Raw genomic sequence first — 4,941 nt, 5'->3', positions numbered from 1 at the left:
CTCCCGCCCGAGGCCCCCACCGCCGACCAGTGGCCCGACACCCTGCCGGCCCTCACCGCCGCTCGCATAAACCACATTCTCTACAGCGACGCCCGCGGCGGCGGACACCTGCACGGATACGGGTGGATCAATGGCGGAGACGAATTCCCCGCATACTGGACCGTCGACGATGTGCTTGCCGCAGCGCGGCACGTCATCGCCAACGGCGCCAAGGGAAAGCGGGCCATCACGGGCACATACCGCGGTGTCACGCTCAGAGTGGCGTACACTGAAGACCAGATCATGACGGTCACGCCGGTAAGTGGGGTGAAATGAGGATGGGGCACCTGACCGACGCCGAGTTCAGGGATCTCGTCCTCGACGTCCTCGACTTCATGGAGGACCACAGCTACCCGCGGACCGCCGTAGACGACGTGCGCGGTATTTGGCAGGACGACGCCGGGGCCGCATTCTGCATTCTGCTCAGCGACCTCCCACAGCGTGGCGTGCGACTGCCGTCCCAGCTGTGGGATCGGGTACGCGCCGAGCTTGACGACCCCGAAAACTATGGCGCTTTCGCCGAGTACGCCCCTGCCATCACCGCCTTCCAGGAGGGCCCGCCAGCCGCGGACGCGGCATAGCCCACAACCAGCCAAGCTTCGAAAGCCCTCAGCCGGTATCCGGTTGGGGGCTTTCGCATACCCGCCCTCAGGCGCGACACCAGGGCGGTTCTTGTATCCCGCGTCGCGATGACGCACCACCCCGTGAAGGAGCCAGCATGGCCGACACCACCAGCACCGACACGCCCGGCGGCGAGAGCACGACGCCCACCCCCGCCGAGCCCGCAACCGGCGGCGAGCAGGCCGGCGCCACCACGAGCGACACGCTCGGAGAGGCCGGCCTTAAGGCGCTCAAAACCGAGCGTGAGGCACGCAGGGCCGCCGAGCGCGAGCTCGCCGCTCTGCGCAAGCAGGCCACCGCTACCACCGCCGACCTGGACGCCGCGAAGGCCAAGCTCGGCGAGTACGAGCACCGTGACCAGGTGGCCGCCTGGCGCGCCCAGGTGTCCAAGGACACCGGCGTGCCCGCCGACGTGCTGCGTGGCGACACGCTCGAAGACCTGCAGGCCCACGGTGAGGCTCTGGCATCGCTCCTGCGCGCTCGCGGGCCGGTTGTGCCCGACGCCGGCAAACAGCCGGAGGGACCGGCCGCCACAGCCAGCCAGGAGTTCGTCCGCAAGCTCTTCGGCTCCGAATAAACCACCCGACTACTCAGAGAGATCATCATCATGGCTGTTTTCGACACCACGACCGGCAAGCTCGCCCTCCCGGATGAGCTTGCCGCCGGCATCATCAAGCGCACCCAGGACACTTCCGTCCTCGCGCGCCTGTCCGCACGGGAGCCCATGCGGTTTGGCAAGACCGACTACCTGACCTTCACGGACTTCCCGAAGGCAGAGTTCGTCGAGGAGGGCGCTGAGAAGGCCGCCTCCACCGTGAAGATGGCATCCGTCACTGCCGTCCCGCACAAGGCGCAGGTCACCGTCCGCCTGACCGAGGAGGTGCAGTGGGCCGACGAGGACTACCAGCTCGGCGTCCTGCGGACGATCTCCGACGAGCTCGCTGTGGCGCTCTCCCGCGCCCTCGACCTCGGCGCGATCCACCGCATCAACCCGCTCACCGGCGCTCAGACGACCTGGGACAACTACATTGCCGCTTCCACGCTGACTGTCGTGCAGGACACGGCGGACCCCGATGAGGACTTCCGCACCGCGGTCGGACTGCTCATCAACTCCGACGTCACCCCGACGGGCGCCGCCTTCGATCCCGGCTTCTCCTGGGATCTGGCGAACCTGAAGGTGAAGGACGGGTCCGGCACCACCAGCCAGCTGCGCTACCCGACCCTTGGCTTCGGCACGAACGTCACCGACTTCATGGGCTTGCCGGTCGCCCAGGGCGACACGGTCTCCGCGAAGCGTGAGGCCGCGGCCGCCACCGGCGTCCGCGCTATCGTCGGCGACTTCGCCACCGGCTTCCGCTGGGGCCTGCAGCGGTCCATTCCTGTGTCCATCATCCGGTACGGCGACCCCGACGGCCAGGGCGACCTGGCCCGCAAGAACGAGATCGCGCTGCGCGCCGAGGCCGTCTACGGCTGGTACGCGTTCACCGACCGGTTCGCCCTGGTCAAGGCCGCCTGATGGTACGACTGATCAACACGGCTACGGGCGTCGTCGTCGAGGTCGACGAGGCCACGGCCGCCAAGCTGCTGCGAGGCGGGGGCTGGAAGAAGCCGTCCGCCCGCAAGCATGCGGCCAAGCCCGCCGACGACACGAAGAAGGGGTGAGTGGCGATGGCGGACGACACCACCCCGGCGACGTTCGCCACGCCGGCCGACCTCGCCGCCCGCTGGCGCCCGCTCACCGACACCGAGCAGGCCCGCGCGCAGGTCCTCCTAGAGGACGCCACCGACATGATCAAGACAGAGTTTCCTCGCTGGAATGAGGCCAGTGAGGCGACGCTGCGCAGGGTCACGGTGGCGGTCGTCAAGCGGGCCATGATCGCTGGCCAGGGGACGGGGGCTGACGCGCTCGGCCCGGTGTCCGCACAGTCCACGACCGTGGGGCCGTTCTCGGAGTCGTTCACCTACGCGAACCCGACCGGGGACATGTATTTGACGAAGGCCGAGCGGCGCGCCCTGCGCGGCGGGGCCGGCGCCTTCGAGATTGATCTCCTCGCGGGAGGCCCACCGTGATGGACACGTGGAAGCAGCCCGCCGTCCGGGTGCGCACCACGAGCGGCGGCGTCGACCAGTACGGGGAGCCGGTGCCGGGCGAGACGGTCGAGGAGCCGCTGCCGGACTGCCTGTTCGCGCCGGGCGGCACCAGCGAGCCCGTCTCCGCGGGGGCCGCGCCAGTCGTCTCTCAGCCGACCGCCTACTGGCCGGGTGAGTGGCCGGACCTACAGCCGGCCGACCGTGTGCGCGTCGGCGGGGTCCTGTACCGGGTGGAGGGGCGTCCCGCTGCGTGGCCTCGGGGCCTCGTCGCCACGCTCGCCAGCGTGGACACGGCAGTGGAGGAGCACCCGTGGGGCGCGTGAAGTTCCGGTACTCCGTTGCCGGGTTCAGCGCGTTGCGGCGTGGCTCGGAGGCGCGGGCTGCGGTCACGGCGGCGGCCCGGGTGATCGCGGCCCGCGCCGGCGAGGGGTTCGACGTCGAGGAGCGTGTGGGCGGTTCTCGTGCGCGCGCCTACGTCAAGCCCACCACCCCCGAGGCCCGCCAGGCCGCGGCCGACCATGCGCTGGAGCGTGCGGCAGGAGGCGGCGTATGACCCGCATGACCGCCCCGGACGTCAAGGCCCTGGTCATGGCGGCCCTGGCCGCCGGCCTGGACTGCCCGGTCGTCTCCCGGCGCCCCGACAACGGCGAGGCCCCCGCCCGGTTCGTCAGGGTCATTGACACGGGCGGGACGGGCCGCGCCGACCGCATCCTGACCGTCGGCCAGGTGACCGTCGACTCCTACGCCGCCTCGACCGGGCAGGCCCGCGACCTGGCCGCCACGGTGGAGGCCATCATCTGCGACCTGCCGGCCACCACCGTGCCGGTCGCCAACGTGACGTGCACGAGCCCGGCCGAGCTGCCCGACCCGGACACCGGCCAGGCCCGCTACACCGCCACCTACCAGATCACAACCAGACTCACCGAATAGGGAAGAAACAATGGCTAACACCAATGCCGATAACGCCTTCATGGCAGGCTCCGACAACGACACCCTCTACCTCGGCCCCGCCGGCACCGACCTGTCCTCCGTCACCGCCCTCGACTCCGCTATCCCCGAGGCACTGACCGACTGCGGGTGGATCACCGACGACGGCATCATCATCGGTTTCGACGACTCCGTGGACAAGATTAGAGGCCACCAGGGCCACGGGGTTGTCCGCACCTACATGTCGGACAGCTCGACCACGTTCAAGGCGTCGCTGATCGAGCAGAAGCTGCGGCTGCTCACCGACTACATGTCCGGCGAGTCCCAGGCGGCCGAGGGCGGCGGCGAGGTGACGATCACCGCGAAGGCCTCCCGCCAGGTGGTCCGCATGGCGGCTGTCGCCGACATGTTCGACGTGTCCACCGGCCGTCACCGCCGCTATGTCATGCCCATCGTCGAGCTCGGGGAGCGCGGCGACCAGGAGTTCCAGGTCGGCTCCCTGACTGTCCTGGAGTGCAACCTGGAGATCATCGGCGACTACAAGCTGATCTCCAACGAGTCGGGCCTGCTGGCCGGCTGAGCCACCTGACCCCGCCCCTGGGGTGCGTGCGGTCCTCCCGCACCCCAGGGGCGGCACCACACCACCACGAGGGGACCAACTAGTAGGAGGACCCGCAAATGGCAGCAGCAAGCAGCACCCGGAGGAAGGCGCCGTCGGCGGCCGAGCAGGCACGCCGCGAAGCACAGTCCAGGCAGGACAAGGGCGAGACCACCCCCGTGGACGTTGACCTGTGGGGCGTCACCGTCACCGTAGACCCCGACATGCTCACCGACGCCGAGATCATGGAGTGGATGATCATCTCCTCCGACGAGGAGGAGACCGACCAGGCCCGGCTAACCGCCCAGATGAAGGCAACGAAGATGCTGTGCGGCGGCCGGTACCGGCAGGTCATCCGGGCGATCCGCGCCGCCAACGACGGGCGCGCCACCATCGAGGACACCGCGCAGATCCTCGCCCGCATCATGGAGGCCATCTCCCCGGAAGCATGAGCCTCATCCCCCTCCTGGCCCGCTACTGGGGGGAGATAGAGGCAGACCTACAACGCGTCTACCGGGTGGACCTGACGGGCCTGTGGACCGGTGAGCTGACCCTGCGGCGCGTCGCGGTACTCGTCCACGGCCTACCCCAGGGCAGCGCCCTGGACAAGGCCAAGGGCGGCGACCGCTACTGGACGGAGGAGACCGCCGCGACCCTGATGGGCC

At 69.6% G+C, this 4,941-nt stretch carries 11 protein-coding genes and 1 pseudogene; all 12 read left to right on the top strand.

Annotation, left to right across the window (positions count from 1 at the left end):
* A pseudogene (locus tag RWX45_RS10450) lies at positions 1–315 on the top strand (hypothetical protein); the annotation flags it as partial.
* Between the two features lie 2 nt (positions 316–317).
* Entirely contained in the window at positions 318–620 is a 303-nt protein-coding gene (locus RWX45_RS10445; RefSeq protein WP_316023661.1) for a hypothetical protein, read from the top strand.
* Positions 621–757: 137 nt separating this feature from the next.
* Positions 758–1,237: a hypothetical protein gene (locus RWX45_RS10440; RefSeq protein ID WP_316023660.1), complete on the top strand. Its 480-nt coding sequence runs from the start codon at positions 758–760 to the stop codon at positions 1,235–1,237.
* Positions 1,238–1,267: 30 nt separating this feature from the next.
* Positions 1,268–2,176 (top strand): phage major capsid protein, encoded by a 909-nt coding sequence (locus tag RWX45_RS10435; protein WP_316023659.1) that lies wholly within the window; start codon positions 1,268–1,270, stop codon positions 2,174–2,176.
* The gene (locus RWX45_RS10430; protein ID WP_316023658.1) at positions 2,176–2,322 is read left to right on the top strand and encodes a hypothetical protein; all 147 of its coding nucleotides are present in this window, start codon (positions 2,176–2,178) and stop codon (positions 2,320–2,322) included. The genes RWX45_RS10435 and RWX45_RS10430 overlap by 1 nt, the downstream gene beginning before the upstream one ends.
* Before the next feature lie 6 nt (positions 2,323–2,328).
* Positions 2,329–2,730 (top strand): Gp19/Gp15/Gp42 family protein, encoded by a 402-nt coding sequence (locus RWX45_RS10425; RefSeq protein ID WP_316023657.1) that lies wholly within the window; start codon positions 2,329–2,331, stop codon positions 2,728–2,730.
* On the top strand, positions 2,727–3,074 hold the full coding sequence (locus tag RWX45_RS10420; RefSeq protein WP_316023656.1) for a hypothetical protein: 348 nt from the start codon (positions 2,727–2,729) through the stop codon (positions 3,072–3,074). Before RWX45_RS10425 ends, RWX45_RS10420 begins: the two co-directional genes overlap by 4 nt.
* The gene (locus tag RWX45_RS10415; protein ID WP_316023655.1) at positions 3,062–3,304 is read left to right on the top strand and encodes a hypothetical protein; all 243 of its coding nucleotides are present in this window, start codon (positions 3,062–3,064) and stop codon (positions 3,302–3,304) included. The genes RWX45_RS10420 and RWX45_RS10415 overlap by 13 nt, the downstream gene beginning before the upstream one ends.
* A complete protein-coding gene (locus RWX45_RS10410; protein WP_316023654.1) occupies positions 3,301–3,681 on the top strand; it encodes a hypothetical protein in 381 nt (126 codons plus the stop codon). The genes RWX45_RS10415 and RWX45_RS10410 overlap by 4 nt, the downstream gene beginning before the upstream one ends.
* A gap of 10 nt (positions 3,682–3,691) precedes the next feature.
* The gene (locus RWX45_RS10405; RefSeq protein WP_316023653.1) at positions 3,692–4,258 is read left to right on the top strand and encodes a hypothetical protein; all 567 of its coding nucleotides are present in this window, start codon (positions 3,692–3,694) and stop codon (positions 4,256–4,258) included.
* A 98-nt stretch (positions 4,259–4,356) separates the two neighbouring features.
* Positions 4,357–4,728 (top strand): hypothetical protein, encoded by a 372-nt coding sequence (locus RWX45_RS10400; RefSeq protein WP_316023652.1) that lies wholly within the window; start codon positions 4,357–4,359, stop codon positions 4,726–4,728.
* On the top strand, positions 4,725–4,941 hold a 217-nt coding region (locus RWX45_RS10395), incomplete at its 3' end, for a hypothetical protein (protein WP_316023651.1). The genes RWX45_RS10400 and RWX45_RS10395, both read left to right, overlap by 4 nt.

This window comes from Actinomyces sp. MRS3W, from assembly GCF_032465695.1.
In the GTDB taxonomy this organism is placed as follows: Bacteria; Actinomycetota; Actinomycetes; order Actinomycetales; family Actinomycetaceae; genus Actinomyces.
Note: the sequence above shows the minus strand (reverse complement) of the source record. Positions and strands in the feature narration are given on the sequence as shown.

Bases quoted from the DNA above. Each gene is read 5' to 3' on its own strand.
- RWX45_RS10445 (WP_316023661.1), top strand. From the start codon at position 318: ATGGGGCACCTGACCGACGCCGAGTTCAGGGATCTCGTCCTCGACGTC.
- RWX45_RS10440 (WP_316023660.1), top strand. From the start codon at position 758: ATGGCCGACACCACCAGCACCGACACGCCCGGCGGCGAGAGCACGACG.
- RWX45_RS10435 (WP_316023659.1), top strand. From the start codon at position 1,268: ATGGCTGTTTTCGACACCACGACCGGCAAGCTCGCCCTCCCGGATGAG.
- RWX45_RS10430 (WP_316023658.1), top strand. From the start codon at position 2,176: ATGGTACGACTGATCAACACGGCTACGGGCGTCGTCGTCGAGGTCGAC.
- RWX45_RS10425 (WP_316023657.1), top strand. From the start codon at position 2,329: ATGGCGGACGACACCACCCCGGCGACGTTCGCCACGCCGGCCGACCTC.
- RWX45_RS10410 (WP_316023654.1), top strand. From the start codon at position 3,301: ATGACCCGCATGACCGCCCCGGACGTCAAGGCCCTGGTCATGGCGGCC.
- RWX45_RS10405 (WP_316023653.1), top strand. From the start codon at position 3,692: ATGGCTAACACCAATGCCGATAACGCCTTCATGGCAGGCTCCGACAAC.
- RWX45_RS10400 (WP_316023652.1), top strand. From the start codon at position 4,357: ATGGCAGCAGCAAGCAGCACCCGGAGGAAGGCGCCGTCGGCGGCCGAG.